This window comes from Streptomyces sp. B21-083, from assembly GCF_036898825.1.
Taxonomy (GTDB): domain Bacteria; phylum Actinomycetota; class Actinomycetes; order Streptomycetales; family Streptomycetaceae; genus Streptomyces.
Genome location: NZ_JARUND010000002.1, coordinates 2,267,245 through 2,292,166, shown reverse-complemented (window position 1 = coordinate 2,292,166; position 24,922 = coordinate 2,267,245). Strand labels below are relative to the sequence as shown.

General features: G+C 68.8%; 26 protein-coding genes. 17 read left to right on the top strand and 9 right to left on the bottom strand.

The annotated features are described in order from the left end of the window. Window positions 1-9: 9 nt before the first annotated feature. Genes opcA through tkt form a run of 4 tightly spaced genes read right to left on the bottom strand, consistent with a single transcriptional unit; the run spans window position 10 to window position 5,825 of the window. A complete protein-coding gene (opcA, locus tag QA861_RS34240) occupies window positions 10-1,059 on the bottom strand; it encodes a glucose-6-phosphate dehydrogenase assembly protein OpcA (RefSeq protein WP_334592546.1) in 1,050 nt (349 codons plus the stop codon). After that, window positions 1,056-2,579, bottom strand: coding sequence for a glucose-6-phosphate dehydrogenase (zwf, locus tag QA861_RS34235; protein WP_334592545.1), 1,524 nt, complete (start codon window positions 2,577-2,579; stop codon window positions 1,056-1,058). Before zwf ends, opcA begins: the two co-directional genes overlap by 4 nt. A 4-nt stretch (window positions 2,580-2,583) precedes the next feature. Next, window positions 2,584-3,702, bottom strand: a complete 1,119-nt coding sequence (gene tal / locus QA861_RS34230) for a transaldolase (RefSeq protein WP_334592543.1) — start codon at window positions 3,700-3,702, stop codon at window positions 2,584-2,586. A 35-nt stretch (window positions 3,703-3,737) separates the two neighbouring features. Further along, complete coding sequence (gene tkt / locus QA861_RS34225; RefSeq protein ID WP_334592542.1) at window positions 3,738-5,825, bottom strand: transketolase; 2,088 nt, start codon at window positions 5,823-5,825, stop codon at window positions 3,738-3,740. Window positions 5,826-6,183: 358 nt separating this feature from the next. Between tkt and QA861_RS34220 the strand changes: the two genes are divergently transcribed. The 4 genes from QA861_RS34220 to QA861_RS34205 all read left to right on the top strand — a co-directional run bounded on the left by QA861_RS34220 (window position 6,184) and on the right by QA861_RS34205 (window position 9,610). Then, window positions 6,184-7,143, top strand: a complete 960-nt coding sequence (locus QA861_RS34220) for a heme o synthase (RefSeq protein ID WP_334594937.1) — start codon at window positions 6,184-6,186, stop codon at window positions 7,141-7,143. 141 nt (window positions 7,144-7,284) lie between these two features. After that, window positions 7,285-7,599 (top strand): hypothetical protein, encoded by a 315-nt coding sequence (locus tag QA861_RS34215; protein ID WP_334592541.1) that lies wholly within the window; start codon window positions 7,285-7,287, stop codon window positions 7,597-7,599. A 118-nt stretch (window positions 7,600-7,717) separates the two neighbouring features. Further along, the gene (locus QA861_RS34210; RefSeq protein WP_334592540.1) at window positions 7,718-8,824 is read left to right on the top strand and encodes an amidohydrolase family protein; all 1,107 of its coding nucleotides are present in this window, start codon (window positions 7,718-7,720) and stop codon (window positions 8,822-8,824) included. Window positions 8,825-8,842: 18 nt separating this feature from the next. After that, window positions 8,843-9,610 carry a nucleotidyltransferase family protein gene (locus tag QA861_RS34205; protein WP_334592539.1) on the top strand — a complete coding sequence of 256 codons (768 nt, stop codon included), beginning with the start codon at window positions 8,843-8,845 and terminating at the stop codon, window positions 9,608-9,610. A gap of 60 nt (window positions 9,611-9,670) precedes the next feature. Here the strand turns inward: QA861_RS34205 and QA861_RS34200 are convergent, their stop codons facing one another. From QA861_RS34200 to QA861_RS34190, 3 genes are all read right to left on the bottom strand, one after another. Next, the gene (locus tag QA861_RS34200; protein ID WP_334592538.1) at window positions 9,671-10,687 is read right to left on the bottom strand and encodes a COX15/CtaA family protein; all 1,017 of its coding nucleotides are present in this window, start codon (window positions 10,685-10,687) and stop codon (window positions 9,671-9,673) included. A 67-nt stretch (window positions 10,688-10,754) separates the two neighbouring features. Continuing rightward, a complete protein-coding gene (locus QA861_RS34195; RefSeq protein ID WP_334594936.1) occupies window positions 10,755-11,471 on the bottom strand; it encodes an ABC transporter permease in 717 nt (238 codons plus the stop codon). Between the two features lie 148 nt (window positions 11,472-11,619). Beyond that, window positions 11,620-12,543: an ABC transporter ATP-binding protein gene (locus QA861_RS34190; protein ID WP_334592537.1), complete on the bottom strand. Its 924-nt coding sequence runs from the start codon at window positions 12,541-12,543 to the stop codon at window positions 11,620-11,622. A 227-nt stretch (window positions 12,544-12,770) separates the two neighbouring features. Between QA861_RS34190 and QA861_RS34185 the strand changes: the two genes are divergently transcribed. From QA861_RS34185 to QA861_RS34150, 8 genes are read left to right on the top strand one after another with little or no spacing between them, the layout of a single operon-like run. Next, window positions 12,771-13,556 carry a helix-turn-helix transcriptional regulator gene (locus QA861_RS34185; protein ID WP_334592536.1) on the top strand — a complete coding sequence of 262 codons (786 nt, stop codon included), beginning with the start codon at window positions 12,771-12,773 and terminating at the stop codon, window positions 13,554-13,556. Further along, complete coding sequence (gene sufB / locus QA861_RS34180) at window positions 13,553-14,977, top strand: Fe-S cluster assembly protein SufB (RefSeq protein WP_334592535.1); 1,425 nt, start codon at window positions 13,553-13,555, stop codon at window positions 14,975-14,977. The genes QA861_RS34185 and sufB overlap by 4 nt, the downstream gene beginning before the upstream one ends. A 57-nt stretch (window positions 14,978-15,034) precedes the next feature. Next, on the top strand, window positions 15,035-16,258 hold the full coding sequence (sufD, locus tag QA861_RS34175) for a Fe-S cluster assembly protein SufD (RefSeq protein WP_334592534.1): 1,224 nt from the start codon (window positions 15,035-15,037) through the stop codon (window positions 16,256-16,258). Beyond that, complete coding sequence (locus tag QA861_RS34170; RefSeq protein ID WP_055524031.1) at window positions 16,258-16,587, top strand: non-heme iron oxygenase ferredoxin subunit; 330 nt, start codon at window positions 16,258-16,260, stop codon at window positions 16,585-16,587. Before sufD ends, QA861_RS34170 begins: the two co-directional genes overlap by 1 nt. Window positions 16,588-16,594: 7 nt before the next feature. After that, entirely contained in the window at window positions 16,595-17,389 is a 795-nt protein-coding gene (sufC, locus tag QA861_RS34165; protein ID WP_334592532.1) for a Fe-S cluster assembly ATPase SufC, read from the top strand. Continuing rightward, complete coding sequence (locus QA861_RS34160) at window positions 17,386-18,642, top strand: cysteine desulfurase (protein WP_006373973.1); 1,257 nt, start codon at window positions 17,386-17,388, stop codon at window positions 18,640-18,642. Before sufC ends, QA861_RS34160 begins: the two co-directional genes overlap by 4 nt. Before the next feature lie 20 nt (window positions 18,643-18,662). Next, window positions 18,663-19,130: a Fe-S cluster assembly sulfur transfer protein SufU gene (gene sufU, locus QA861_RS34155; RefSeq protein ID WP_044471548.1), complete on the top strand. Its 468-nt coding sequence runs from the start codon at window positions 18,663-18,665 to the stop codon at window positions 19,128-19,130. Then, window positions 19,127-19,462, top strand: coding sequence for a metal-sulfur cluster assembly factor (locus QA861_RS34150; protein WP_006373967.1), 336 nt, complete (start codon window positions 19,127-19,129; stop codon window positions 19,460-19,462). The genes sufU and QA861_RS34150 overlap by 4 nt, the downstream gene beginning before the upstream one ends. A 71-nt stretch (window positions 19,463-19,533) precedes the next feature. On the opposite strand, the gene QA861_RS34145 is transcribed toward QA861_RS34150, so the two are convergent. Beyond that, entirely contained in the window at window positions 19,534-20,400 is an 867-nt protein-coding gene (locus QA861_RS34145) for an AbfB domain-containing protein (protein WP_334592529.1), read from the bottom strand. A gap of 225 nt (window positions 20,401-20,625) precedes the next feature. On the opposite strand from QA861_RS34145, the gene QA861_RS34140 reads away from it, so the two are divergent. The 4 genes from QA861_RS34140 to QA861_RS34125 all read left to right on the top strand — a co-directional run bounded on the left by QA861_RS34140 (window position 20,626) and on the right by QA861_RS34125 (window position 23,056). Next, on the top strand, window positions 20,626-20,946 hold the full coding sequence (locus QA861_RS34140; RefSeq protein ID WP_334592528.1) for a DMT family transporter: 321 nt from the start codon (window positions 20,626-20,628) through the stop codon (window positions 20,944-20,946). Next, the gene (locus QA861_RS34135; RefSeq protein WP_334592527.1) at window positions 20,946-21,485 is read left to right on the top strand and encodes a TetR/AcrR family transcriptional regulator; all 540 of its coding nucleotides are present in this window, start codon (window positions 20,946-20,948) and stop codon (window positions 21,483-21,485) included. Before QA861_RS34140 ends, QA861_RS34135 begins: the two co-directional genes overlap by 1 nt. A gap of 186 nt (window positions 21,486-21,671) precedes the next feature. Further along, window positions 21,672-22,661: a 2,3,4,5-tetrahydropyridine-2,6-dicarboxylate N-succinyltransferase gene (gene dapD / locus QA861_RS34130; RefSeq protein WP_334592526.1), complete on the top strand. Its 990-nt coding sequence runs from the start codon at window positions 21,672-21,674 to the stop codon at window positions 22,659-22,661. Between the two features lie 170 nt (window positions 22,662-22,831). Next, a complete protein-coding gene (locus tag QA861_RS34125) occupies window positions 22,832-23,056 on the top strand; it encodes a hypothetical protein (protein ID WP_334592525.1) in 225 nt (74 codons plus the stop codon). A 118-nt stretch (window positions 23,057-23,174) separates the two neighbouring features. Here the strand turns inward: QA861_RS34125 and dapA are convergent, their stop codons facing one another. After that, window positions 23,175-24,083, bottom strand: coding sequence for a 4-hydroxy-tetrahydrodipicolinate synthase (gene dapA, locus QA861_RS34120; protein ID WP_334592523.1), 909 nt, complete (start codon window positions 24,081-24,083; stop codon window positions 23,175-23,177). A 154-nt stretch (window positions 24,084-24,237) separates the two neighbouring features. On the opposite strand from dapA, the gene QA861_RS34115 reads away from it, so the two are divergent. Further along, on the top strand, window positions 24,238-24,921 hold the full coding sequence (locus QA861_RS34115) for an ArsR/SmtB family transcription factor (RefSeq protein ID WP_334592521.1): 684 nt from the start codon (window positions 24,238-24,240) through the stop codon (window positions 24,919-24,921). Window position 24,922 lies beyond the last annotated feature (1 nt).

Genomic DNA, 24,922 nt, shown 5'->3' with positions numbered 1-24,922 from the left:
GTGCCGTACTCACTTCGCGGCCACCTTCTTCACCGGCGGCATCTTGGCCGGAGTCGCCCTTTCGGGCGCATCCGCCTTCTCGGCCGACGCCGACGCCGACGCCGACGCCGACGCCGGCGTCGCGGGTGCCGCCGAAGCGGACAGCCGCTCCACCCCGTACCGCAGCGCCGACGCGTAGGTGTCGTCCGGGTCCAGGCGGCGCAGCTCCTCCGCCATCAGCTCGGCCGTCTCACGGCGCTTGAGCGCCACCGCGCGGTCGGGTTGGCCCTGGATGGAGAGGGTCGCCAGGGTGCCGTCGGCGCGGTCGAGGGTGATGGGGCCAGTGCTCGTCTTCATACGGACCGCCGTCAGACCGGGGCCCGAGGACAGGGAACGCTTCACCGGGACGTCCAGCCGGTCCGCCAGCCACATCGCCAGCAGCTCGCAGCTCGGGTTGAACTCCTCGCCCTCCACCTCGACCGCGTCCACCTCACAGGTGACCTGGTCCAGGGCGGCGGCCAGCATCGAGCGCCACGGGGTGATCCGGGTCCACGAGAGGTCCGTGTCGCCCGGCGTGTACGCGTCCGCGCGTGCCGCCAGTTCCCGTACCGGCTGCTCGGCCGCGTACGTGTCCGTCACCCTGCGCTGCGCCAGGGCGCCCAGCGGGTCCTTCGCCGGGTCCAGCGGGGCGTTCACCGGCCACCAGACGACCACCGGGGCATCGGGCAGCAGCAGGGGCAGGACCACCGAGTCGGCGTGGTCGACGACCTCGCCGTACAGACGCAGGACGATCGTCTCGCCGCTGCCCGCGTCCGCGCCGACCCTGACCTCGGCGTCGAGGCGGGACGTCGTACGGTCGCGGGGGGAGCGGGAGACGCGCTTGACGACGACCAGGGTGCGTGAGGGGTGCTCGCGCGAGGCGTCGTTCGCCGCCTTCAGGGCGTCGTACGCGTTCTCCTCGTCGGTGACGATGACGAGGGTGAGGACCATTCCGACGGCCGGGGTGCCGATGGCCCTACGGCCCTGCACCAGCGCCTTGTTGACCTTGCTGGCCGTGGTGTCCGTGAGGTCTGTTTTCATGGGCGCCGCCAGCTCCGTCCGTCTCGTTCGAGCATTTCGTCCGCCTCGACGGGGCCCCACGTGCCCGAGGGGTACTGCGCGGGCTTGCCGTGCTTGTCCCAGTGCTGCTCGATCGGGTCGAGGATCCGCCAGGACAGCTCGACCTCCTCGGTGCGCGGGAAGAGGTTGGAGTCGCCCAGGAGGACGTCCAGGATCAGACGCTCGTACGCCTCGGGGCTCGACTCCGTGAAGGACTCGCCGTACGCGAAGTCCATGGACACGTCACGGATCTCCATCGAGGTGCCGGGCACCTTGGAGCCGAAGCGGACCGTGATGCCCTCGTCGGGCTGGACGCGGATGACGATCGCGTTCTGGCCCAGTTCCTCCGTCGCCGTGTGGTCGAACGGGGAGTGGGGCGCGCGCTGGAAGACCACCGCGATCTCGGTGACGCGGCGGCCGAGACGCTTGCCGGTGCGCAGATAGAAGGGGACACCCGCCCAGCGGCGGTTGTCGACCTCGACCTTGATCGCCGCGTAGGTGTCGGTCTTCGACTTGGGGTCGATGCCGTCTTCCTGGAGGTAGCCGATGGCCTTCTCGCCACCCTGCCAGCCCGCCGCGTACTGTCCGCGGACCGTGTTCTTGCCGAGGTCCTGCGGCAGCTTGACCGCGCCGAGCACCTTGGTCTTCTCGGCGGCCAGCGCGTCCGCGTCGAAGGAGGCCGGTTCCTCCATGGCCGTCAGGGCCATCAGCTGGAGAAGGTGGTTCTGGATGACGTCACGGGCCGCGCCGATGCCGTCGTAGTAGCCGGCCCGGCCGCCGATGCCGATGTCCTCGGCCATCGTGATCTGCACGTGGTCCACGAAGGACCGGTTCCAGATCGGCTCGAACATCTGGTTGGCGAAGCGGAGCGCCAGAATGTTCTGGACGGTCTCCTTGCCGAGGTAGTGGTCGATCCGGAAGACCTGGTCCGGGGCGAAGACCTCCTCGACGGTCGTGTTGAGGTCCTCGGCCGACTTGAGGTCGTGGCCGAAGGGCTTCTCGATGACCGCACGCCGCCAGGAACCGTTGTCCTGGTCCGCCAGACCGTGCTTCTTCAGCTGCTTGATGACCACCGGGAAGGCGGACGGCGGCACGGAGAGGTAGAAGGCGAAGTTGCCGCCCGTCCCCTGCGCCTTGTCCAGCTCCTCGATCGTCGAGCGCAGCCGCTCGAAGGACTCGTCGTCGTCGAAGGTGCCCTGGACGAAGCGCATCCCCTGGATGAGCTGCTGCCAGACCTCCTCACGGAACGGCGTACGGGCGTGCTCCTTGACGGCGTCGTGGACCTCCGCCGCGAAGTCCTCGTTCGCCCATTCACGGCGGGCGAAACCGACGAGGGAGAAGCCCGGTGGCAGCAACCCGCGGTTGGCGAGGTCGTACACGGCAGGCATCAGCTTTTTGCGTGACAGGTCGCCGGTGACCCCGAAGATGACCAGGCCCGACGGCCCCGCGATACGCGGGAGCCGTCGGTCTGCGGGGTCACGCAGCGGGTTGCTGCTTGACAAGGTTTCAGCCCTCCGAAGGGGCGAGGCGCTTCAGTTCCGCCTCTGTCGACGTGAGCAGGTCGGTCCAGGACGCCTCGAACTTCTCGACGCCCTCGTCCTCAAGCAGCTGGACCACTTCGTCGTACGAGATCCCGAGCTTCTCGACCGCGTCGAGTTCCGCGCGGGCCTGCTCGTACGTACCGGCGATGGTGTTGCCGGTGATCTGTCCGTGGTCCTCGGCGGCGAACATGGTCGCCTCCGGCATGGTGTTCACCGTGTTCGGCGCGACCAGGTCGTCGACGTACAGGGTGTCCTTGTACGCCTTGTCCTTGACGCCCGTCGAGGCCCACAGCGGGCGCTGCTTGTTGGCCCGCGCCTTGTCGAGGGCCGCCCAGCGGTCGGACGAGAAGACCTCCTCGTACGCCTGGTAGGCGAGCCGCGCGTTGGCCAGACCGGCCTTGCCGCGGGCGGCCTTGGCCTCGTCGGTGCCCAGCGCGTCGATCCTCTTGTCGATCTCGGTGTCCACGCGGGACACGAAGAAGGACGCCACGGAGTGGATCTTGGAGAGGTCCAGGCCGCGCTCCTTGGCCTTCTCCAGGCCCGCCAGGTAGGCGTCCATGACCTTGCGGTAACGCGCCAGCGAGAAGATCAGCGTGATGTTGACGCTGATCCCGAGTCCGATGACCTCGGTGATCGCCGGAAGACCCGCCTCGGTGGCCGGGATCTTGATGAGCGTGTTCGGCCGGTCCACCAGCCAGGCCAGCTGCTTGGCCTCGGCGACGGTCGAGAGGGTGTTGTGGGCGAGACGGGGGTCGACCTCGATCGACACCCGGCCGTCCTGGCCCTGCGTCGAGTCGAAGACCGGACGCAGGATGTCGGCGGCGTCACGGACGTCCGCCGTCGTGATCATGCGGACGGCCTCTTCGACGGTGACCTTGCGGGCGGCGAGCTCGGTGAGCTGCGGCTCGTAGCCGTCACCGCTGCTGATCGCCTTCTGGAAGATCGACGGGTTGGTCGTGACGCCCACGACGTGCTGCTGGTCGATCAGCTCGGCGAGGTTGCCGGACGTGATCCGCTGGCGCGACAGGTCGTCCAGCCAGATCGCGACGCCCTCCTCGGAGAGGCGCTTGAGTGCGTCTGTCATGGAAAAGTCATCTCCTACGAATGGTTATGTCAGCGTCAGCGCTGGGCTGCGGCGATCGATTCCCTGGCGACGGATGCGACGTTCTCGGCAGTGAAGCCGAACTCCTGGAAGAGGACCTTGCCGTCGGCCGACGCACCGAAGTGCTCCAGGGAAACGATGCGGCCCGCGTCCCCGACGTACTTGTGCCAGGTGAGACCGATACCGGCCTCGACCGCGACGCGCGCCTTGACGGACGGGAGCAGAACGCTCTCCCGGTACCCCTGGTCCTGCTCCTCGAACCACTCCACGCACGGCATCGACACGACCCGCGTCGGCACACCCTCCGCCTGGAGCTGCTCCCGGGCCCCGACGGCCACATGGACCTCGGAACCGGTCGCGATGAGGATGACCTCGGGCGTGCCACCCTCGGCCTCGAACAGCACGTAACCGCCCTTGGTCGCGTCCTCGTTGGCCTCGTACGTCGGCACGCCCTGGCGGGTCAGCGCGAGGCCGTGCGGGGCGCCCTTGCCGAAGACCTTCGTCCAGCGCTTCAGGATCTCGCGCCAGGCGATGGCCGTCTCGTTGGCGTCCGCCGGGCGCACGACGTTCAGGCCCGGGATGGCACGCAGCGACGCGATGTGCTCGACCGGCTGGTGCGTCGGGCCGTCCTCGCCGAGGCCGATGGAGTCGTGCGTCCACACGTACGTCACCGGCACGTGCATCAGCGCGGACAGCCGTACCGCGTTGCGCATGTAGTCGGAGAAGACGAGGAAAGTACCGCCGTAGACACGGGTGTTGCCGTGCAGGGCGATGCCGTTCATCTCGGCGGCCATCGAGTGCTCGCGGATACCGAAGTGGATCGTGCGACCGTAAGGGTCCGCCTCCGGCAGCGGGTTGTCCGCCGGGAGGAAGGAGGACGTCTTGTCGATGGTCGTGTTGTTCGAGCCGGCCAGGTCGGCCGAGCCGCCCCACAGCTCCGGGATGACAGCGCCCAGTGCCTGGAGGACCTTGCCGGACGCGGCGCGCGTGGCGACACCCTTGCCCGCCTCGAAGACCGGAAGCTTCTCCTCCCAGCCCTTGGGCAGTTCACCCGCGGCGATGCGGTCGAACTCGGCGGCGCGCTCGGCGTTGTTGTTGCGCCACTCCTGGAACGACTTCTCCCACTCCGCCTTGGCCTGACGGCCGCGCTCCAGCGCCTCGCGGGTGTGGTTCAGGACGGCGTCCGAGACCTCGAAGGACTGCTCCGGGTCGAAGCCGAGGACACGCTTGGTGGCCGCCACCTCGTCGTCGCCGAGCGCCGAGCCGTGCGCGGCCTCGGTGTTCTGGGCGTTCGGGGCGGGCCAGGCGATGATCGAGCGCATCGCGATGAACGACGGCTTGTCCGTCACCTTCTTGGCGGCCTGCACGGCGTTGTAGATGGCGTGCGGGTCGAGGTCGCCGTCCGGCTTCGGGGCGATCCGCTGCACGTGCCAGCCGTACGCCTCGTACCGCTTGGCGACGTCCTCGGAGACGGCTGTCTCGGTGTCGCCCTCGATCGAGATGTGGTTGTCGTCCCACAGCAGGACCAGGTTGCCGAGCTTCTGGTGCCCGGCCAGCGAGGACGCCTCCGCGGAGATGCCCTCCTGGAGGCAGCCGTCGCCAGCGATCGCGAAGATGAAGTGGTCGAACGGGGACTCCCCTACGGGGGCCTCCGGGTCGAACAGACCGCGCTCGTAGCGGGCGGCCATGGCCATGCCCACGGCGTTGGCGACACCTTGGCCGAGCGGACCGGTCGTCGTCTCGACGCCCGTCGTGTGCCCGTACTCGGGGTGGCCGGGGGTCTTGGAACCCCACGTCCGGAACGCCTTCAGGTCATCCAGCTCCAGCCCGAAACCGGCCAGGTACAGCTGGGTGTAGAGGGTCAGGGACGAGTGACCGGCGGACAGTACGAAACGGTCGCGCCCGACCCAGTCGGCGTCCGCCGGGTCGTGCCGCATCACCTTCTGGAAGAGGGTGTACGCGGCGGGGGCCAGGCTCATCGCCGTACCGGGATGGCCGTTGCCGACCTTCTGTACGGCATCGGCGGCCAGGACGCGGGCGGTGTCGACGGCCCGCTGGTCCAACTCGGTCCACTCGAGGTCTGTGGTGGTCGGCTTGGTGCTCACCCTGGGTCAGGGCTCCTCTCCACATGTCTAATGCCGGCGTCCTCGGTGTCCACCGGCTGCCGGGGGCTGACACCCTCGGCCTTTGTCGAGCCTACCCTCGGAAGAACGTGCAGTATTTCGAGTCATTCCAGACTGCCGGGACTGCTTCACGTCTGCCTCCCGACCGCTGCCGGACTGCAATACGAAGCACGCCGCCCGACTGCTCAATCGAGCCACGTCGCGCCCATCACAAAGCGCCCCACAACACGACCCCACCCCCGCGAAGGGCGGGGTCTGGGCAACGTCTAGAGTGGCGTGGTAAGCGCGAGCCTCTACCGGGACTTCACACCGGAGGCTTGTTGGAATGTCTCTGTCAGGGGTGTGCGTGACGGCCGTTGAATCCCGTCCAGCGGGGATGACCGGGACGAGCCAGAGCCAGAGCCGGAGTCACCAGCCCCTCGGGGCCCGGGTCATGGCGTTCGTTGCTCTCACAAAGCCGCGGATCATCGAGCTGCTGCTCATCACCACCGTTCCGGTGATGTTCCTGGCGGAGCAGGGTGTACCGGACCTGGGACTGGTCCTCCTCACCTGCCTCGGCGGCTACCTCTCCGCGGGTGGCGCCAACGCGCTCAACATGTACATCGACCGTGACATCGACGCGCTCATGGACCGCACCTCGCAGCGCCCGCTGGTCACCGGCATGGTCAGCCCGCGCGAGTGCCTGGCCTTCGGCATCACCCTCGCCGTCGCCTCCACGCTCCTCTTCGGTCTCACGGTCAACTGGCTGTCGGCCTGGCTGTCGCTGGGCGCACTCCTCTTTTACGTGGTCGTTTACACGATGATCCTCAAGCGGCGTACGTCGCAGAACATCGTGTGGGGCGGCATCGCGGGCTGTATGCCGGTCCTCATCGGCTGGTCCGCCGTCACGAACTCGCTCTCCTGGGCGCCCGTCATCCTCTTCCTGGTCATCTTCTTCTGGACCCCGCCGCACTACTGGCCGCTGTCCATGAAGGTGAAGGACGACTACGCGCGCGTGGGCGTGCCGATGCTCCCGGTCATCGCCTCCAACAAGACGGTCGCCCGGCAGATCGTGGCGTACAGCTGGGCGATGGTCGCGGTCTCGCTGCTGCTCACCGTGCTCGGCTACACCGGCTGGTTCTACACGGTGGTCGCGCTGGTGGCGGGCGGCTGGTGGCTGTGGGAGGCGCATGCCTTGCAGAGTCGCGCACGGGCTGGGTCGAGTGGTGGGAAGCTGAAGGAGATGCGGCTGTTCCACTGGTCGATCACCTATGTGTCGCTGCTGTTCGTGGCTGTCGCTGTGGATCCCTTCTTGCGGTAAGCAGTTCGGCCGCGGGCCCGCTGTGGCTGGTCGCGCAGTTCCCCGCGCCCCTATCGGGGCGCCCCAGTCACCGTGGTTACGTGGGGAAGGCCACTTGCCCTACCGTCGCCTGGTGATCTACTCGTCGGTAGCATCCTTGGCATGGCAGATACGCAGGAGCGCACGGTGGCCAAGCTCGCCAAGCAGATCGACGGGTTCGCCAAGGAGCACGGCGGCGCCGAGGGGCAGGTGGCCTACATCGGGGAGCGCGGGGCCCGGATCGTGCTCGTCGGCGAGGACGGCGGCTGGGGCGACCTCGTTGCCCCGACGTACGCGATCGCCCAGCAGGCCGTCGAGAAGGCCGGCATCACCGTCCACGAGGACTTCGACGGCGAGTTCGCGGCCAAGGTGACGACCGGCCCGTACGAGTGGACGCGTATGGCGGGAATCCAGGTGGGCGGCCCGAGTAACCCGTGAGTGCGGGGAGTGGCCGGTCGGTGTCGGTCGTTCCCACGGGGTGTGCGGAAGCAACACCTGATGGTCGGTTCACCCGTTAGGACCTTAGGAACACACGGTCCAGCCACGGGGAGCCCGGATGATCGACACGCCGTCCCTCGTGGACCAGTACTGCCACGGCGTACTGAGAACAGAGCTGGGTCTCGGCACCTTCGAGGCCCAGCTCGCGCGTACCGAGGGGCCGCCCGCCGCCGGGACCACCCTCTTCGACACCCAGACCGGGTTCGCCGTACGCCGCTGGTGCCCCCCGCTGCTGGGCCTGGAACCGCATGCCCTCCCCGCCCGTTATCTCGCCCGGCGCCGTGAACTCGGCGTACTGGAATCGGGCCGGCGGCTGCTCCGGGGGAGCGGAATCACGACATACCTGGTCGACGCCGGGCTGCCGGGCGACCTCACCGGGCCCGCCGAGATGGCCTCCGCGGGAGCCGCCGACGCCCATGAGATCGTCCGGCTCGAACTCCTGGCCGAGCAGGTGGCCGACACCTCGGGCACCGTCGAGTCCTTTCTCGCCAACCTCGCCGAGTCGGTGCACGGCGCGGCGACGAGCGCCGTGGCCTTCACCTCCGTCGCGGGCCTACGGCACGGACTGGCGCTCGCACCTGATCCGCCGGGACCGGGGGAGGTACGGGGCGCGGCGGGCCGCTGGCTGGCCGGACGCCGGGTCGGCGGCCCGCTCAGCGACCCCGTGCTGCTGCGTCACCTGCTGTGGATCGCGGTTGCCTCGGGCCTTCCGCTCCAGCTCCACGCGGGGCTGGGCGAACCGGGCTTACGCATCGACCGCACCGATCCGGTCCTGCTCACGGACTTCGTCCGGGCGACGGCCGGGCTCGGCACCGACCTGGTGCTGCTGCACGGGTACCCGTACCACCGGCACGCGGCCCACCTCGCCGGTGTCTTCCCGCATGTCTACGCCGACCTGGGCGCGGCCCTCGTCCGGACCGGCGCCCGGGCCGCCGCCATCCTCGCCGAGATCCTCGAACTCGCCCCCTTCGGCAAGATCCTCTTCTCCAGCGGCGCCCAGGCCCTGCCCGAGCTCCATGTGGTGGGCGCGCGCCTCTTCCGAGAGGCCCTCGGCCGGGTGCTCGGCGGCTGGGTCGCCGAGGGGGCGTGGTCGCTGGGGGACGCACAACGGGTGGCCGGAATGATCGCGGCGGGCAACGCGCGGCGCGTGTACGGCCTGGGGTGAGCTGTGAAGACTGAGGGCATGACGACACACGCGACGCGCTCGGATGCCCTGACCGACGCCCTACTCGACCGTTTCCTCGGTGAGCTGCGAGCACTCGCCCCGGTCGCCGTCTGGGCCCACGGATCGCTCGCCGGCGGCGACTACCAGCAGGGCCGCAGCGACCTCGACCTGATCGCCGTCCTGGAGGGGCCGATCGGGCCGGGCACCGCCTGGAAGGTGGGCAAGCTGCACGCCCGTCTGCGCGCCGACCCGCTCGCCCCGCTGCTGCACTGCAGCTACCTGTCCGACACGACGACGGCCGATCCCGAGCGACGGCACCTCACCTGGGCGCACAGCCACCTGTTCCGGCGGACCGTCACCCCGGTGACCCGGCGTGAGCTGCACACCTTCGGACGGGTGCTGTACGGGAAGGCGCCGGGGGAGCTGCTGCCGGTGGTGCCGGACCGGCAGCTGACCGACTTCGTCGTACGCGACCAGCGCGACTTCTGGCGGCCGACTGTGGACAAGGCGCGGCTCTGGACGCAGGACGTCTGGGTCGACCTGGGGCTGGTCACCTTCGCCCGGGCGACCATGACCCTGCGGGCCGGCAGCCTGGTCTCGAAACGGGAGGCGCTGGACCTGCTGCCGGGTCTCGGGGCGCCCGTGGAGGTCGTCGAGGACGTCGTGCGGCGGCGGTACGGGCAGAAGGGCGGCCGGTTCGACGCCGGGTGGCGTGAACGGCGCGGCGAGCTGACGCGGGACTACCTGGGCGACGCGATCGACCGCCTGGTGACCTCGTACACCTGAACTCGTACACCTGACCTCGTAGAACGTGACGCACGCGTACGCGTGCGTCACGTCGTCGGTCTACGCGCGCGTGCCTACCGTCGCCTCGGCCGCGGGGCCGGGTACGTCGGCCAGGGTGTCGGCCCCGGCGCGCTCGCGCAGGGCGAGCAGGACCCGCAGGACGGCGATCCACACCAGCGCCGAGCCGAGCATGTGCAGGCCGACCAGGACCTCGGGGAGGTTCGTGAAGTACTGGACGTACCCGATGATCCCCTGCGAGAGCAGGATCAGGAACAGGTCCCGGGTGCGGTCCAGCGGGCCCTTGGGGGCGTCGACCGCCTTGAGGACGAACCACAGGGCGAACGTCAGGGTCACCACGATCCAGGCGAGCACCGCGTGCAGCTTGCTGACGTTCTCCCAGTTCAGCGGCATGCGCTCGATCTCGCTCGAGTCGCCGGCGTGCGGGCCGGACCCGGTCACCACCGTGCCGACCGCGATCAGCAGCACCGTGGCGACCACCAGGAACCACACCAGCTGCCGCACCGCCTTGCCGACCAGCGGGCCGGGTGCCTCGTCGCCCTCCTGCGTGCGCTGCCACATCACCACGGCGACCGCGATCAGGGCGGAGGACAGCAGGAAGTGGGCCGCGACCGTGTACGGGTTGAGGCCGACCAGGACGACGACGCCGCCCAGGATCGCGTTGCTCATGACGACCCAGAACTGCGCCCAGCCGAGCCGGGTGAGGCTGCGCCGGTACGGCTTCTCCGAGCGGGCGGCGATGATCGCCCAGCCGACCGCCGCGCACAGCACGTACGTCAGCATGCGGTTGGTGAACTCGATGACACCGTGCACGCCCATCGCACTGGTCGTCGTCAGCGAGTTGTCGGTGCACTTGGGCCAGGTCGGGCAGCCGAGGCCCGAGCCGGTCAGTCGTACGGCACCGCCGGTGACCACGATGACCACCGACATGACGAGCGCGGCGAGCGCCGCCCGCCGTACGGTCCGGGGGGTCGGTGTCCAGCGGGCTGCGATGAAGGCGAGCGGGTTCCGCACGGCGGACAGGGCCTCGGCGGGGGTCATCTTTGGCACGCGTCCCATCGTAGGCGGCTGCTTGTGCACGCTTTCACGAGGGGTCCCCCGGTCCTCGGCCGTCCGCCGTCCCGGCTCACTCCCAGCGGAAGAACCGGCCGGCCGCCGCCAGCCCCACGACCGCCCAGACCGCGAGGATCCCCAGGTCCCCCCACGGCATGCCGGAACGGTGCTGCAGTACGTCCCGCAGCCCGTCCGACAGGGCCGAGATCGGGAGCAGAGCCAGCACGTGCTGGACGCCGGACGGGAACTTGTCCAGCGGGACGATCACGCCGCCGCCCACCAGGAGCAACAGGAAGACGAGGTTGGCGGCGGCGAGCGTGGCCTCCGCCTTCAGGGTGCCCGCCATCAGCAGGCCGAGGCCCGAGAAGGCGGCCGTGCCGAGGAGAAGCAGCAGGAGTACGGCGAAGGGGTTGCCGTGCGGGGACCAGCCGAGCGCGAAGGCGATCACCGTCACCAGGGCGACCTGGAGAACCTCGGTGACCAGCACGGACGCTGTTTTCGCCGTCATCAGGCCCCAGCGGGGGAGCGGGGAGGAGGCCAGCCTTTTCAAGACGCCGTAGCGGCGCTCGAAGCCCGTCGCGATGGCCTGGCCGGTGAAGGCCGTGGACATGACCGCGAGCGCGAGGATGCCCGGCGCGAGGAAGTCGACCGCCTTGCCGGTGCCCGTGTCGACGATGTCCACCGAGCCGAACAGCAGCAGGAGGAGGGTGGGAATGACCACCGTCAGCAGCAGCTGCTCGCCGTTGCGCAGCAGCATCCTCGTCTCCAGGGCCGCCTGCGCCCCGATCATGCGGGGGAGCGGGGCGGCGCCGGGCTGCGGGGTGTAGGTCCCCTTGGTGGCGGTCGTCACGAACGCAGCTCCTTGCCGGTCAGCTCCAGGCTGTGTCTTCCCGGGGGACGACCCCCGGACCCCCGGCAGATTCTTGTGTGGGCCGGAATCATGAACGCAGCTCCTTGCCGGTCAGCTCCAGAAAGACGTTTTCCAGGGTGTGCCGTTCCACTGAGATCCGGTCCGGCATCACCCCGTGCTGGGCGCACCAGGACGTCACCGTCGCGAGGAGCTGCGGGTTGACCTTGCCGCCGACGCGATACGCGCCCGGGGTCAGCTCGATGGCCGTGCAGTCCGCCGGGAGGGCCTTGAGCAGGGAGCCGACGTCCAGACCCGGCCGGCCCATGAAGCGCAGGGTGTTCTCGGCGCCGCCGCGGCACAGCTGGTCCGGGCTGCCCTGGGCGATGACCTTGCCGGCGTCGATGATCGCGACGTCGTCCGCGAGCTGCTCGGCCTCGTCCATGTGATGGGTGGTGAGGATGACGGAGACTCCGTCGGCACGCAGATCCCGTACGAGTTCCCAGGTGGCACGGCGGGCCTGGGGGTCCAGGCCGGCCGTCGGTTCGTCGAGGAAGACCAGCTCCGGGCGGCCGACGACCGCCATCGCGAGCGCCAGGCGCTGCTGCTGGCCCCCGGAGAGGCGGCGGTAGGTCGTCCGGCCACAGCTGCCGAGGCCGAGGCGTTCGACGAGGGCGTCCACGTCCAGGGGGTGCGCGTGCAGCTTGGCCACGTGGCGGAGCATCTCGTCGGCGCGGGCGCCCGAGTAGACGCCGCCGGACTGGAGCATCACGCCGACCCGTGGACGCAGGGCGGCGGCTTCGCGTACCGGGTCGAGGCCCAGGACGCGGACCGTCCCGGAGTCCGGTCTGCGGTATCCCTCGCAGGTCTCGACGGTGGTCGTCTTGCCCGCGCCGTTGGGACCGAGTACGGCGGTGATGCCCGCCCGGGCCACCAGGTCGAGGCCGTCCACGGCGGTTTTCGTGCCGTACCGCTTCACCAGGGCCTGGACCTGGACCACGGGCTCGCTTCGCATGGTTCCAGAGTCTAGGTACGGGAAAAGTCGTCCAGGTGCGCGGGGCCGGGATCCAGGCTCGGTGCGGGACCGCCCCAGCCCTGCTCCGGTGCTGCTCAGGGCCGTCCGCTGATCGATCAAAGATCGTTTTCGCAGGTCAGGTTAGGTGAGCCTAAGTGATGCAGGGCACCGCCAAGGAGACGGGACGCGGCTTGCCGCGCTCTGAGGAATTACGCAACAATGGTGTTGTGAAAAACGTTGGCGAGGATCGGGAGGCCCCCATGGGCGCCCCCCAGGAGGATGTCGCGACCGGTGAGCGCTCGACGCGCAACCGGGTCGCGCGGTCCATCCTGGACCACGGTCCCTCGACCGTCGCCGAGCTCGCCGGGCGCCTGGGCCTGACCCATGCGGCCGTACGGCGTCACCTTGACGCGCTGGTCGCCGACGACGTCGTACAACCGCGTGAGCAGCGGGTCTACGGGGCACGCACCCGTGGCCGGCCCGCCAAGGCCTTCGCGCTCACCGACTGCGGACGCGACGCCTTCGACCAGTCCTATGACAAGCTCGCCATGGACGCGCTGAGCTGGATCGCGGCGCGCGAGGGCGGCGACGAGGCGGTGCTCGCCTTCGCGCGGGCCCGGTTCGCCGAGCAGGCCGCGAACTACCGCGAGGCGGTCGAGGCCGCCGGCCCCGAAAAGCGCGCCGAAGCCCTGGCCAAGGCCCTGAGCGCGGACGGGTACGCTGCTACGGCGCGTAGCGCACCGGTCGGAGAGCAGCTCTGCCAGCACCACTGCCCGGTGGTCCATGTCGCTGAGAAGTTCCCGCAGCTCTGCGAGGCGGAGACCGAGATCTTCTCCCAGCTGCTCGGATCGCACGTCCAGCGGCTCGCGACCATCGCCCACGGCGACGGTGTGTGCACGACATTCATCCCCAAGGCCTCGCACGTCTCGGCTCCACCTGCTCCACAGTTGTCCACCACGTTGTCCACCGCCCATAAAGCATCCGCACGTACCGCCGGGAGGAACCCAGCATGACGCTCCCCATCGAGGAGACCGCCCACCCCGAGCTCGAGGGTCTGGGCACGTACGAATACGGCTGGGCCGACTCCGACGTGGCCGGTGCCTCTGCCAAGCGCGGCATCAACGAGGACGTCGTCCGCGACATCTCCTCGAAGAAGTCCGAGCCCGAATGGATGACCAAGCTCCGCCTCAAGGGCCTGCGCCTCTTCGAGAAGAAGCCCATGCCTAACTGGGGCTCGGACCTGTCGGGCATCGACTTCGACAACATCAAGTACTTCGTCCGCTCCACGGAGAAGCAGGCCCAGTCCTGGGAGGACCTGCCCGACGACATCAAGAGCACGTACGACAAGCTCGGCATCCCCGAGGCGGAGAAGCAGCGCCTCGTCGCCGGTGTCGCGGCCCAGTACGAGTCCGAGGTCGTCTACCACCAGATCAACGAGGAGCTTGAGGCGCAGGGTGTCATCTTCATGGACACCGACACTGCCCTGAAGGAGCACCCGGAGCTCTTCAAGGAGTACTTCGGGACCGTCATCCCGGTCGGCGACAACAAGTTCGCGTCGCTGAACTCCGCGGTGTGGTCCGGCGGTTCGTTCATCTACGTGCCGAAGGGTGTGCAGGTCGAGATCCCGCTCCAGGCCTACTTCCGTATCAACACGGAGAACATGGGCCAGTTCGAGCGGACCCTGATCATCGTCGACGAGGGTGCCTACGTGCACTACGTCGAGGGCTGTACGGCCCCGATCTACAAGTCGGACTCCCTGCACAGCGCGGTCGTCGAGATCATCGTCAAGAAGAACGCCCGCTGCCGCTACACGACCATCCAGAACTGGTCGAACAACGTCTACAACCTGGTCACCAAGCGCGCCGTGGCGTACGAGGGCGCGACCATGGAGTGGATCGACGGCAACATCGGCTCCAAGGTCACCATGAAGTACCCGGCCGTCTACCTGATGGGCGAGCACGCCAAGGGCGAGACCCTGTCGATCGCCTTCGCGGGCGAGGGGCAGCACCAGGACGCCGGTTCCAAGATGGTTCACATGGCGCCGAACACCTCCTCGAACATCGTGTCGAAGTCGGTGGCGCGCGGTGGCGGCCGTACGTCCTACCGCGGTCTCGTCGAGATCGCCGAGGGCGCCCACGGCTCCAAGTCCAACGTGCTGTGCGACGCGCTGCTGGTGGACACCATCTCCCGGTCCGACACGTACCCGTACGTCGACGTCCGTGAGGACGACGTGTCCATGGGCCACGAGGCGACCGTCTCCAAGGTCTCCGACGACCAGCTCTTCTACCTGATGAGCCGCGGTCTGTCCGAGTTCGAGGCGATGGCGATGATCGTGCGCGGCTTCGTCGAGCCGATCGCCAAGGAACTGCCCATGGAGTACGCGCTGGAACTCAACCGGCTGATCGAGCTCCAGATGGAAGGCTCGGTCGGCTGACCGCCGGTCGCCGTCCCGTCAAGCCACTTACGCAGGAAAGAGAGCAGACCGACAGCCATGGCTGAGGCCCAGAATTCCCCCACGCTCGGCTCCGCTCGCGCGGGGGGACCCCCATCGGTGGGCAGCACCACCGCCGGCTCGATCGCGGTGGCCGCTGCCGCCGAGTCGACCGTCGCGACGCGCATGAGCGCGCCGCCGTCCTTCGACGTGGCGGACTTCCCCGTCCCCCACGGCCGAGAGGAGGAGTGGCGGTTCACCCCGCTGGAGCGGCTGCGCGGGCTGCACGACGGCACCGCGGTCGCCACCGGCACCGGTGTGAAGGTGGACGTCCAGGCACCCGAGGGCGTCACCGTCGAGGCCGTCGGCCGCGACGACGCGCGCCTCGGGCGGGCCGGCACACCCGTGGACCGCGTCGCCGCGCAGGCGTACAGCGCCTTCGAGGTGGCCGGCGTGATCACCGTCCCCAAGGAGACGGTCCTCACCGAGCCGATCCGCGTCGCCGTGCACGGCGAGGGCGGTGTGGCCTACGGCCACCAGGTCATCGAGCTGGGCGCGTTCGCCGAAGCCGTCGTCGTCCTCGACCACACCGGTGACGCCGTGCTCGCCGCCAACGTCGAGTACGTCCTCGGTGACGGCGCCAAGCTCACCGTCGTCTCCGTCCAGGACTGGGACGATCAGGCCGTGCACGTCGCCCAGCACAACGCGCTGATCGGCCGCGACGCCACCTTCAAGTCCTTCGTGGTCACCTTCGGGGGCGACCTGGTACGCCTGCACCCGCGCGTCTCCTACGCCGGCACCGGCGGCGAGGCCGAGCTGTTCGGCCTGTACTTCACGGACGCCGGCCAGCACCAGGAGCACCGCCTCCTGGTCGACCACAACACCCCGCACTGCAAGTCGAACGCCGTCTACAAGGGCGCGCTCCAGGGCGAGGGCGCCCACGCGGTGTGGATCGGTGACGTGCTCATCGAGGCCAAGGCCGAGGGCACCGACACCTACGAGATGAACCGCAACCTGGTTCTCACCGACGGCGCCCGTGTGGACTCCGTACCGAACCTGGAGATCGAGACCGGTGAGATCGTCGGCGCCGGGCACGCGAGTGCCACCGGACGGTTCGACGACGAACAGCTGTTCTACCTGATGGCCCGCGGCATCCCGGCCGACGAGGCCCGCAGGCTGGTCGTCCGCGGCTTCTTCGCCGAGCTGGTCCAGCAGATCGGCGTCGAGGACATCCAGGACCGCCTTCTCGCGAAGATCGACGAGGAGCTGGAGGCGTCCGTCTGATGACTGCCTCTCCGACGTTCGTACGCGCCTGCGGGCTGAGCGAGCTGGACGAGGACACCCCGAAGCGGGTGGAACTCGACGGCACGCCGGTCTCGGTCGTCCGTACCGAGGGTGAGGTGTTCGCGATCCACGACATCTGCTCGCACGCGAACGTCTCGCTCTCCGAGGGCGAGGTGGAGGACTGTCAGATCGAGTGCTGGCTGCACGGCTCCAGCTTCGACCTCCGCACCGGTAAGCCGTCCGGCCTTCCCGCGACGCGCCCCGTCCCCGTATACCCCGTAAAGATCGAAGGGGACGATGTGCTCGTCTCCCTCACCCAGGAGTCCTGAGGCACCCATGGCAACGCTTGAAATCCGAGACCTGCACGTCACCGTCGAGGCCGACAACGCCACGAAGGAGATCCTCAAGGGTGTCGACCTGACCGTGAAGCAGGGCGAGACGCACGCCATCATGGGCCCCAACGGCTCCGGCAAGTCGACTCTCGCCTACTCGCTCGCGGGTCACCCGAAGTACACGGTCACCAGCGGCACCGTGCTGCTCGACGGCGAGGACGTCCTGGAGATGTCCGTCGACGAGCGCGCCCGCGCGGGCCTGTTCCTGGCGATGCAGTACCCGGTCGAGATCCCCGGCGTCTCCGTCTCCAACTTCCTTCGTACGTCCGCCACCGCCGTCCGCGGTGAGGCACCGAAGCTGCGCCTGTGGGTGAAGGAGGTCAAGGAGGCCATGCAGCGCCTCAACATGGACCCCTCCTTCGCCGAGCGCAACGTCAACGAGGGCTTCTCCGGCGGTGAGAAGAAGCGCCACGAGATCCTCCAGCTTGAGCTGCTCAAGCCGAAGGTCGCGATCCTCGACGAGACGGACTCCGGCCTGGACGTCGACGCCCTGCGCATCGTCTCCGAGGGCGTCAACCGCGTCCGCGAGTCGGGCGAGGTCGGCACCCTGCTGATCACGCACTACACGCGCATCCTGCGCTACATCAAGCCCGACTTCGTCCACGTCTTCTCCGACGGCCGGATCGCCGAGTCCGGCGGCGCCGAACTCGCCGACAAGCTGGAGAACGAGGGCTACGAGGCTTACACCACGAAGGGTGGCTCCGTGAGCGGAGCGAACTCAGGGGAGGAAGTCGCGTGACACAGCTGCCGGGCCTCCTCGACACCGAGGCGATCCGTAAGGACTTCCCGATCCTCGACCGGGTGCTCCACGACGACAAGAAGCTCGTCTACCTGGACAACGCGGCGACCTCCCAGACGCCCCGCCAGGTGATCGACACCCTCTCCGAGTACTACGAGCAGCACAACGCCAACGTGCACCGTGGCATCCATGTGCTCGCCGAGGAGGCCACGGCGCTGTACGAAGGCGCGCGCGACAAGGTCGCCGCGTTCATCAACGCGCCCAGCCGCGACGAGGTGATCTTCACCAAGAACGCCTCCGAGTCGCTGAACCTCGTGGCCAACATGCTGGGCTGGGCCGACGAGCCCTACCGGGTCGACCACGAGACCGAGATCGTCATCACGGAGATGGAGCACCACTCCAACATCGTGCCGTGGCAGCTGCTCGCGCAGCGCACGGGCGCGAAGCTGAAGTGGTTCGGCCTGACCGACGACGGCCGGCTCGACCTGTCGAACATAGACGAGGTCATCACCGAGAAGACGAAGATCGTCTCCTTCGTGCTGGTGTCCAACATCCTGGGCACGGTCAACCCGGTCGAGAAGATCGTGCGCCGGGCGCAGGAGGTCGGGGCCCTGGTCCTGATCGACGCCTCGCAGGCCGCCCCGCACATGCCGATGGACGTACAGGCCCTCCAGGCCGACTTCGTGGCCTTCACCGGCCACAAGATGTGCGGCCCGACGGGTATCGGGGTGCTGTGGGGTCGCCAGGAGCTGCTGGAGGACCTCCCGCCGTTCCTCGGTGGCGGCGAGATGATCGAGACCGTGTCGATGCACTCGTCGACCTATGCTCCCGCCCCGCACAAGTTCGAGGCGGGCACTCCGCCGATCGCCCAGGCGGTGGGCCTGGGAGCGGCGATCGACTACCTCTCCGCGATCGGCATGGACAAGATCCTCGCCCATGAGCACGCGCTCACTGAGTACGCGATGAAGCGGCTCGGCGAGGTCCCCGACCTGCGGTTCATCGGCCCGAGCACGGCCGAGGACCGGGGCGCGGCGATCTCCTTCACGCTCGGTGACATCCACCCGCACGACGTGGGCCAGGTCCTCGACGAGCAGGGCATCGCGGTCCGCGTCGGCCACCACTGCGCCCGCCCGGTCTGCCTGCGCTACGGAATTCCCGCGACCACGCGAGCGTCGTTCTATCTGTACTCCACGCCGGCCGAGATCGATGCTCTGGTCGACGGACTGGAGCACGTACGGAACTTCTTCGGCTGAGGAGATTGGCGAGCGATCGCATGAAGCTTGATTCGATGTACCAGGAAGTCATCCTGGACCACTACAAACACCCGCACGGGCGTGGTCTGCGGGACGGCGACGCCGAGGTGCACCACGTCAACCCGACGTGCGGCGACGAGATCACCCTGCGCGTGAAGTACGACGGTACGACGATCAGCGATGTCTCGTACGAGGGCCAGGGCTGTTCGATCAGCCAGGCATCGGCCTCCGTGCTGAACGAGCTCCTGGTCGGCAAGGACGTGTCCGAGGCCCAGAAGATCCAGGAGACCTTCCTGGAGCTGATGCAGTCCAAGGGCAGGCTCGAACCGGACGACGCGATGGAGGAGGTGCTGGAGGACGCTGTCGCGTTCGCCGGTGTCTCCAAGTACCCGGCCCGGGTGAAGTGCGCGCTGCTGAGCTGGATGGCGTGGAAGGACGCGACGGCCCAGGCTCTGGGTTCGGACGCCGCCGAAAGGAAGACGGCATGAGCGAGACAACCATTGAGATGAAGCCGGCCTCGGAGGACGAGGTCCGCGAGGCGCTGTACGACGTCGTCGACCCCGAACTGGGCATCGACGTCGTCAACCTCGGCCTGATCTACGGGATCCACATCGACGACGCCAACATCGCGACGATCGACATGACCCTGACGTCGGCGGCCTGTCCGCTCACGGATGTCATCGAGGACCAGGCCAAGTCCGCCACGGACGGCATCGTCAACGAGCTGCGCATCAACTGGGTGTGGATGCCGCCGTGGGGCCCGGACAAGATCACGGACGACGGGCGCGACCAGCTGCGGGCGCTCGGGTTCAACGTCTGAGCATCACGCGAAGAACGCGGTACACGAAAGCGGCGGCACCCCCCTCGGGTGCCGCCGCTTTCGCATGTGCCTCAGGCCAGTGGGGCCACCACGCGGAAGTAGAAGTCCTGCCGGTTGGTCGTGTTGTAGCCGTACGGGTCCAGGCGCAGCTGGAAGTTCTTGTGGCGCAGCGCGTAGTTGGGGTAGTTCACCGACGTGAGTACCGCCGCGCCCGTGTACCCCGAGTACCCGCCGCAGAAGGTGGCGTCCTGCTTGAACAGCGAGGAGCCGTCGTTGCGTTCGGCGCGCAGGACGAAGTCGCGGTGGCGCAGGTACTTGCCGTCGTGCGTCTTGAACGAGTAGCAGGAGTTGTTGTACAGCCCCTTGACCACGCTGAAGGTGGAGTCCTGGCGGGACTCCGAACCGCGGACCTGATCGAGCTTCACCAGACCGTCTGACACGTGCCAGTAGCGGTCGGGATAGTTGACCGCCTCGACGGACCTCAGGAGAGAGCGGTCCGGATTCGAGGGAGCGGCCGAGGACTTGCCGGGGGACGGGGACGCGGCGGGCGTCTTGGGGGCTTCCGACACGGGAGCGGAGGCGGAACCCTTGACGTCCGGGGCGGAAACGGGGGTCTTGGCGGCCGACACGGTCGGCTGCGCCGACGACAGGCCGCTCTTTCCGCCCGGGGGCTCGGTTCCGGCCGCGGAAGGAGAGGCGAAGGTGAGGAGACCGGGGTACGTCGAACCGGGCGACGTCGCGGGCTCCTTCGCCACGGGCACCGCTTCCTCGGGCTGCCGGTCGGTGATGACGATCGCGGTCACACAGGCGGCCACGACCGACAGGGCCAGCGTGCCCGCCATCCAGAGCCGCCGCGTCCCGGGCACGCGCGTGGTGTCCGGGGCCCAGCCGTTCTCCCAGGGTTGACTTGGGATGAGCCGGGGCTTTTCTTCTGTCATGCGCTGTTCCTCCGGCGTCGCCTGTGGCGAACGTGTGAATGAGTGGTTGAAACAGTAATGGACGCGAGGCTAGGTGACGTCCAGTGCCGTGAGAAGGGTTGTTTCCTCAATGAGACCGGGGGGTGGGGGAGTTGATGGCGTGGTGCGGAGTGCGGGTGGATTTGGGTGGGTGCTGTGCGCCAGCACTGTGTACGGTCGTACGCATCGATGCGTACACTCGTACACATGGGATATGTGTTGCTGGTCGGAGCCATCGCCGCTGAGGTGGGCGCCACGACCGCCATGAAGTACAGCGACGGTTTCAGCAGGTTGTGGCCCTCTGTGCTGACCGGACTGGGGTACGTCGTCGCGTTCGTGCTGCTCGCCCAGACGCTGAAGACCGTGTCCGTCGGTACGGCGTACGCCATCTGGTCGGGCATCGGAACGGCGGCCGTCGCGACGATCGGTGCGGTGTTCCTCGGGGAGGGCATGAGTGTGGCGAAGGTCGCAGGAATCGTCCTCATCATCGGCGGGGTCATCGTGCTCAACATGGGCGGGGCGCACTGATGGGGCGGCGGTACGACCCCGAGCGGCGCCAGCGGATCATCGACGCGGCGATCCGGGTGGTGGGGGAGAAGGGGATCGCCGGGCTGAGTCATCGGTCGGTGGCGGCGGAGGCGGATGTGCCGCTGGGGTCCACGACGTATCACTTCAGCACCCTCGACGAACTTCTCGTCGCCGCGCTGCGGCAGGCGAACGAGGGGTTCGCGAAGGTGGTCGCCGCGAGGGGTGGGCTGCGGGACGACCGGGTCGATCTGGCGGGGGAACTCGCCGGGTTGCTGGGGGAGTGGCTGTCGGGGGACCGGGCGGGGGTCGAGCTGGAGTGCGAGTTGTATTTGGCGGCGCTTCGGCGGCCGGCGTTGCGGCCTGTCGCGGCGGAGTGGGCGGAGGGGGTTGCGGAGCTGCTGGGGGAGCGGACGGATGCGGTTACTGCTCGGGCGTTGGTGGCGGTGCTGGACGGGATGTGTCTGCAGGTGCTGCTTACCGGGGGTGTTTATGAGGAGGGGTTTGCTCGGGAGGTGTTCGGGAGGGTGCTGCGGGGATGAATGGGGAGTTTGCCCGCCCACCCGCCCGACTCGGTTCGTTTGCCGGGTGCCCTTGAACTGCCATTTCCCACCCGCTCACCCGTCTCGCCTCGATTACCAGGCAGCGTTAGGTCTCTCGGTGCTCGGTCCTTGAGATGCGGTCGTAGTGGTTCGCCCGGGTGGGGTGGCTCGCGTTAGGTTTTGTCCATGACCGACACGACTGCTTCCCGTACCACCGGCGCCGTGGCCGCCGGGCTTGCCACCCTCGCCGCCGACGGCACCGTTCTCGACACCTGGTTCCCCGCCCCCGAGCTGTCCGCGGAGCCCGGCCCCGCCGGTACCGAGCGGCTGTCCGTCGAGCGGGCCGTCGAGGCGCTCGGTGAAGGAGCGGCGAAAGCGGTCGGGCCGGACGCGCGCCGGGGCGTCGAGGTGGTCGCGGTCCGTACGGTCATCGCCTCCCTCGACGACAAGCCGCTCGACGCGCACGACGTCTACCTCCGCCTCCACCTGCTGTCGCACCGGCTGGTGCAGCCCCACGGGCAGAGTCTGGACGGTATGTTCGCCCACCTCGCCAACGTCGCCTGGACCTCGCTCGGCCCGGTCGCCGTGGACGACGTCGAGAAGGTGCGGCTCAATGCCCGTGCCGAGGGCCTGTACCTCCAGGTCACCTCCATCGACAAGTTCCCCCGCATGACCGACTACGTGGCCCCCAAGGGTGTCCGCATCGCCGACGCCGACCGGGTGCGCCTCGGCGCGCACCTCGCCGAGGGTACGACCGTCATGCACGAGGGCTTCGTCAACTTCAACGCCGGCACGCTCGGTACGTCGATGGTCGAGGGCCGTATCTCCGCCGGTGTCGTGGTCGGCGACGGTTCCGACATCGGCGGCGGTGCCTCGACGATGGGCACGCTGTCCGGTGGCGGCCAGGTCCGTATCACTATCGGCGAGCGCTGCCTGGTCGGCGCCGAGGCCGGCGTCGGGATCGCCCTCGGCGACGAGTGCGTGGTCGAGGCCGGGCTGTACGTCACCGCAGGCACCCTCGTCACCATGCCCGACGGGCAGATCGTCAAGGCCCGCGAACTCTCCGGCGCCTCCAACATCCTCTACCGCCGCAACTCCGTCACGGGCAAGGTCGAGGCCCGCCCGAACAACGCGGTCTGGGGCGGTCTGAACGACGTCCTGCACAGCCACAACTGACGTTCCCCTGTACCCGTACGGGTACGGAAGGCGACGCCCAAGATCACGTACGGGTTGCTCCGCGTGACCTCGTCGGGCTTCAGGCAGATGAACGGGTGGACACAGAGTCCGATCAGCTGCCGGAGCAGAGGTGGCAGAAGAGGTGGAAGTACCGACGAGGGGTGGAGCACATGACAAACGTGCGGACGAGGACCGCGGCGCGTTGGCTGACGGGCGCGGTCACCGCGGCCGTGGTCTGCGGGGTCCCCGCGGGGACGGCGTACGCGGACGAGACCAACACCGGTTCGCACAACGGCCCCCGGATCGGTCTGGTCAACATCGGCCAGGTCGACGATCCGATGGAAGACGTGCTGGAGCACTTCCTGCTGTTCGGTGACGGGCACCGCTGGGAGTGACAGTTGACGAGTGGCAGTCGGCGAATGACTGTCATCGGCCTCATCGGCCTCATCGGCCGGGGTCCGTACCGCCGCCTTCGCGCGTGGTACGGGTCCCTTTCTGTTCGGTCGCCGTGCCCTACGCCAAGTCCCGTACGTCCTCGTACGCCGCCAGCAGGTCGTTCGTGGCCTCGCGGCCGGCCGGCCGCAGCGGTGCCCGTACCGGACCCGAGGGCAGGCCCAGCCCGCCGAGCAGGGCCTTGGCCGTGACCGCGCCGGGCAGGCCGGACGCCATCATCAACTCGATGAGCGGCAGCGCCCGTTGCTGGAGGCGGGCGGCCTCGGTGGTGCGGCCCGCGTCGAACGCGTCGATGATCGAGCGGAAGTGACGTGGGATCACATTCGCCACGGTGCTGACGTATCCGGCGCCGCCCAGCGCGTACAGCGGCAGTACGTATTCGTCGCAGCCCGTGGAGATCGCCAAGTCCGTCTCGGACAGTACCTTCTGAGTGCCCATCAGGTCGTACGCGCAGTCCTTCACGGCGACGATTCTCGGGTGCCCGGCCAGGCGGATCATCGTCTCCGGCTCGATGCGGACACCGGTGCGGCCCGGGATGTCGTACAGCATGAGGGGCAGGTCGGTGGCGTCCGCCAGTTCCTGGAAGTGGGCCTCGATCGCGTCCTGCGGGGGTCTGCTGTAGTACGGCGCGACCGTCAACAGGCCGTCCGCGCCCGCCTTCTCGGCCGCCCGCGCCAGTTCCGCGGAGTGCAGGGTGTCCGCGGTGCCGACGCCCGCCACGATCGACGCCCGCCTGTCGACCGCCTCCCGCACCGCCCGTACCAGCGCCGACTTCTCCGCGTCCGTCGTGGTCGGGGACTCGCCCGTCGTTCCGGAGAGGACGAGGCCGTCGCAGCCCCCGGCCACCAGCCGGTCGGCGAGCCGCTGCGCCCCGTCGAGATCCAGGGCCCCCTCGGCGGTGAAGGGAGTGACCATCGCGCACAGGGCGCGGCCGAAGGGGGGAGGAGGCGGCGTGAGTGGTGTCGACATGCGAGTAGTCTCGGCGAAGCTTCCGTGAAGCTCCACTTAATTCTTGTACCGGGTACGTGTAAGTGGTACTTCAGTGTCGCCGCGACGTTCACCCCTGCTTGCCGAAGGATTTTCTCTCCTGGACAAAAAAAGTTTTCGGTGGGACGGTGGAGTCATGTTGGACGTCACCGTGATCGAGGACCCGGCGGCCGCCGCCGTCTCGCTGGACCCCATACGGGGCCGGCTGCTCGCCGAACTGGCCGCCGGGCCCGCGTCGGCCGCCATGCTGGCCGGCAAGGTCGGACTGCCCCGGCAGAAGGTGAACTACCACCTCAAGGCGCTGGAGCGGCACGGGCTGGTCGAACTGGCCGGGGAGCGCCGCAAGGGCAATGTCACCGAGCGGCTGATGCGGGCGACCGCCGCGTCGTACGTCATCTCGCCGCTCGCCCTGGCCGCCGTGCAGCCTGATCCCGACCGGTTCCGGGACCAGCTCTCCGCGCGCTGGCTGCTGGCGGTCGGGGCGCGGCTGGTGCGGGACGTCGGCACCCTGGTCACCGGGGCCGCCCGGGCCCGTAAGCGGCTCGCCACCTACGCGCTCGACGGCGAGGTGCGGTTCGCCTCCGCCGCCGACCGGGCCGCGTTCATCGAGGAGCTGACGGCCGGCGTCAGCGCGCTGGTGCGCAAGTACGACTCACCCGGTGCGGAGGGCGGGCGCGATCACCGGATCGTCGTGGCCGTGCACCCGACGGTCAGGCCCCAGGCCGCCGGTGACCCGGCTTCCGGCGCGGCGGACGCCATCGACACCGTCGACATCACCGACACCGTAGACATCACAGGCACAGCGGAAATCCAGGAGTGAG

Excerpts from the sequence above, each read along its gene's own strand:
- sufC (WP_334592532.1), top strand. The coding sequence starts at position 16,595 with ATGGCAACGCTTGAAATCCGAGACCTGCACGTCACCGTCGAGGCCGAC.
- dapD (WP_334592526.1), top strand. The coding sequence starts at position 21,672 with ATGACCGACACGACTGCTTCCCGTACCACCGGCGCCGTGGCCGCCGGG.
- QA861_RS34170 (WP_055524031.1), top strand. The coding sequence starts at position 16,258 with ATGACTGCCTCTCCGACGTTCGTACGCGCCTGCGGGCTGAGCGAGCTG.
- QA861_RS34205 (WP_334592539.1), top strand. The coding sequence starts at position 8,843 with ATGACGACACACGCGACGCGCTCGGATGCCCTGACCGACGCCCTACTC.
- QA861_RS34200 (WP_334592538.1), bottom strand. The coding sequence starts at position 10,687 with ATGGGACGCGTGCCAAAGATGACCCCCGCCGAGGCCCTGTCCGCCGTG.
- QA861_RS34215 (WP_334592541.1), top strand. The coding sequence starts at position 7,285 with ATGGCAGATACGCAGGAGCGCACGGTGGCCAAGCTCGCCAAGCAGATC.
- QA861_RS34195 (WP_334594936.1), bottom strand. The coding sequence starts at position 11,471 with ATGATCGGGGCGCAGGCGGCCCTGGAGACGAGGATGCTGCTGCGCAAC.
- dapA (WP_334592523.1), bottom strand. The coding sequence starts at position 24,083 with ATGTCGACACCACTCACGCCGCCTCCTCCCCCCTTCGGCCGCGCCCTG.
- QA861_RS34115 (WP_334592521.1), top strand. The coding sequence starts at position 24,238 with ATGTTGGACGTCACCGTGATCGAGGACCCGGCGGCCGCCGCCGTCTCG.
- QA861_RS34150 (WP_006373967.1), top strand. The coding sequence starts at position 19,127 with ATGAGCGAGACAACCATTGAGATGAAGCCGGCCTCGGAGGACGAGGTC.
- sufU (WP_044471548.1), top strand. The coding sequence starts at position 18,663 with ATGAAGCTTGATTCGATGTACCAGGAAGTCATCCTGGACCACTACAAA.
- QA861_RS34125 (WP_334592525.1), top strand. The coding sequence starts at position 22,832 with ATGACAAACGTGCGGACGAGGACCGCGGCGCGTTGGCTGACGGGCGCG.
- sufB (WP_334592535.1), top strand. The coding sequence starts at position 13,553 with ATGACGCTCCCCATCGAGGAGACCGCCCACCCCGAGCTCGAGGGTCTG.
- opcA (WP_334592546.1), bottom strand. The coding sequence starts at position 1,059 with ATGAAAACAGACCTCACGGACACCACGGCCAGCAAGGTCAACAAGGCG.
- sufD (WP_334592534.1), top strand. The coding sequence starts at position 15,035 with ATGGCTGAGGCCCAGAATTCCCCCACGCTCGGCTCCGCTCGCGCGGGG.
- QA861_RS34190 (WP_334592537.1), bottom strand. The coding sequence starts at position 12,543 with ATGCGAAGCGAGCCCGTGGTCCAGGTCCAGGCCCTGGTGAAGCGGTAC.
- QA861_RS34145 (WP_334592529.1), bottom strand. The coding sequence starts at position 20,400 with ATGACAGAAGAAAAGCCCCGGCTCATCCCAAGTCAACCCTGGGAGAAC.
- QA861_RS34140 (WP_334592528.1), top strand. The coding sequence starts at position 20,626 with ATGGGATATGTGTTGCTGGTCGGAGCCATCGCCGCTGAGGTGGGCGCC.
- tal (WP_334592543.1), bottom strand. The coding sequence starts at position 3,702 with ATGACAGACGCACTCAAGCGCCTCTCCGAGGAGGGCGTCGCGATCTGG.
- QA861_RS34210 (WP_334592540.1), top strand. The coding sequence starts at position 7,718 with ATGATCGACACGCCGTCCCTCGTGGACCAGTACTGCCACGGCGTACTG.
- QA861_RS34135 (WP_334592527.1), top strand. The coding sequence starts at position 20,946 with ATGGGGCGGCGGTACGACCCCGAGCGGCGCCAGCGGATCATCGACGCG.